General features: G+C 70.4%; 2 protein-coding genes. Both read left to right on the top strand.

Annotated features, from left to right (window positions below):
- The first annotated feature begins 357 nt into the window (after nt 1-357).
- Nucleotides 358-2343, top strand: coding sequence for a carbamoyltransferase family protein (locus EIY87_RS20065; RefSeq protein WP_125310415.1), 1986 nt, complete (start codon nt 358-360; stop codon nt 2341-2343).
- Nucleotides 2340-2543 (top strand): hypothetical protein, encoded by a 204-nt coding sequence (locus tag EIY87_RS20060; RefSeq protein WP_125310413.1) that lies wholly within the window; start codon nt 2340-2342, stop codon nt 2541-2543. Before EIY87_RS20065 ends, EIY87_RS20060 begins: the two co-directional genes overlap by 4 nt.
- Nucleotide 2544: the final 1 nt, after the last annotated feature.

The raw sequence follows: 2544 nt of genomic DNA, 5'->3' as shown, positions 1-2544 counted from the left end.
GCCACGCACCTGGCGGAGCTGCTCGCCCCGGACGAGAAGCCGGAACAGGCGATCCTGGCCGACCTGGCCCGGCTGGAAAAGGCGTTGCGGGACACCGCGATCGACCCCGGCGCCCGCGACGAGATCACCGCGCGCCTCGAGCAGGTGCGCGGGGCGTGGAGCGCCCGCGACGACGTCGACGCCGGGTTCGACTTCGACGACGCCAGTGACGACGAGATGTTCGCGCTGCTGGACGAGAAGCTGGGAGCCGGCGAGTGAGCGCAAGCCGATCATGGATTCTCGCGGGAAAACCCCAGTCCGCGCTGCTTACGCTTCGCCCATCATCCCAGTCCGTAGGAAAAAGATTGGCGAACCGAGATGCTGATTCTGGGAATAAACGGCAACTTCTCGGCCGAGGGTGAAGAGATCGCCCGCGTCGAGGAGTATTCGTTCCACGACTCGTCGGCGAGCCTGCTCCGCGACGGCGAGCTGATCGCCGCGGTCGAGGAGGAGCGGCTCAACCGGATCAAGCAGACCACGAAGTTCCCGGCCAGGGCGGTGCGGGCGTGCCTGGCGAAGGCGGACGTGCGACCCGAGGAGATCGACGCGGTCGCCTTCTACGTCACCGAGGACTTCGCCGACAGCACCCTCAACGAGCTCTACATGCGCAATCCGCGCGTCCCGGCACGCTATTCCCGGGAACTGATCAAGGAACGCTTCGCGGAAGACCTCGGCTGGCAGCTGCCCGACGAGAAACTGCTGTTCTTCAACCACCACTACAGCCACGCCCTCTCGAGCTACACCCGCTCGGGCTTCGACGACGCGCTCGTGCTGGTCGCCGACGGCCGCGGCGACTGGGAGTCCACCAGCGTCTACAAAGCCGTCGGCGGCAAACTCGAAGTTCTCGCCCAGGTGCCCGCGATGTTCAGCCTCGGCCTGCTCTACAGCCTCGGCACCTGGCGGCTCGGGTACGGCGTCGGCGACGAGTACAAGGTGATGGGCCTGGCCCCCTACGGCGACCCGGCGGTGCTGCGCCCGCAGCTGGAAAGCCTCTACGGCCTGCTCCCGGAAGGCCAGTTCTACTTCAACTTCCGGCCCGCGGGCTACCACTACATGCAGGACTTCTACGCCGACCCGCGGCTGGCGCTGCGGCGCAAGGGCGAGGAGTTCACCCAGGACCACAAGGACTTCGCCGCCGCGCTGCAGGAGGCGCTCGAGAAGATCCTCACCCACGTCCTGGAACACTGGGCGCAGGAAACCGGGCTGCGCAAGCTGGCGTTCGGCGGCGGCGTCGCGCACAACTGCAGCTTCAACGGGAAACTGCTGCGCAGCGGCCTGTTCGACGAGGTCTTCGTCCACCCGGCGTCGCACGACGCGGGCGCGGGGGAGGGCGCGGCGCTGGCCGCGCACGAGCAGCTCACCGGCGCACTGCCCGCGCCGATCCGGTTGCGGCGCGCGGACCTCGGCCCGGACATCGGGACGACCGCGGAGATCGAGACCGCGCTCAAGGCGTGGTCGGGCCTGGTCGAGTTCGAGGCGCACGACGACGTCACGACGTGGTCGGCGGGCCGCCTCGCCGAGGGCGCGGTGCTCGGCTGGGTGCAGGGCGCGTCGGAGTTCGGGCCGCGCTCGCTCGGCCACCGCAGCATCCTCGCCGACCCGCGGCCGAAGGAGAACCAGACCCGGATCAACGCGATCGTCAAGAAGCGCGAGAGCTACCGGCCGTTCGCGCCGTCGGTGACCGCCGAGGCCGCCGCCGACTACTTCGAGATCCCCGAGACGCGCGGCAACTTCGACTTCATGTCCTTCGCGCTGCACGTGCGGCCCGACCGCCGCGAAGAGCTCGGCGCGGTCACCCACGTCGACGGCACCGCGCGCGTCCAGGTCGTCGAGGCCGACGCGAACCCGCGCTTCCACGCCCTCATCGAAGAGTTCGGGCGCGTGACCGGGACGCCGGTGGTGCTCAACACGTCGTTCAACAACAACGCCGAGCCGATCGTGCAGACCGTCGCCGACGCGGTGACCACGTTCCTCACCACCGACCTGGACTACCTGGTGGTCGGCGACTTCGTCGTCCGCCCCGGCCTCGACCGGGCCGCGGCGCTCGCCGAGCTGGTCTTCGCGTTCCGCCCGGTGACCCGGCTGCGCACGACGACCCGCGCCGAGGGCGAGCCCGCGCACCAGGTGTACCTCGACTACCCGGGCGGCCCGGAGCTGACGGTGCTCGCCTCGACGTACGAGCTGCTGACCCGGCTCGACGGCCACACCCGGATCGGCGACCTGGCGCCGGAGCTGCCCGCGGAGGTCGCCGCCGAGCTGCAGGAGCTGTGGAACCTGCGGTTCTTCACGGTCGCCCCGGCATGACCGCGACCGTGACCGCCGACGCGGTCGCCGAGGCCTACCACCAGTGCCGGGAGGCGACCGAGCTGCTCGGCGGCCTCGTCCTCGACGCGGGTGGCACGCGGGCGTCGTCGGAGAAGGCGTTGCGGGAGGCCCTTTCGGCGACCCGCGCGGCGGTGGCCGCGGTCCGGTTCGCGCTGGTGGCGGACCACGACCGGACGTGAG

It is taken from the genome of Amycolatopsis eburnea, from assembly GCF_003937945.1.
Taxonomy (GTDB): domain Bacteria; phylum Actinomycetota; class Actinomycetes; order Mycobacteriales; family Pseudonocardiaceae; genus Amycolatopsis; species Amycolatopsis eburnea.
Note: the sequence above shows the minus strand (reverse complement) of the source record. Positions and strands in the feature narration are given on the sequence as shown.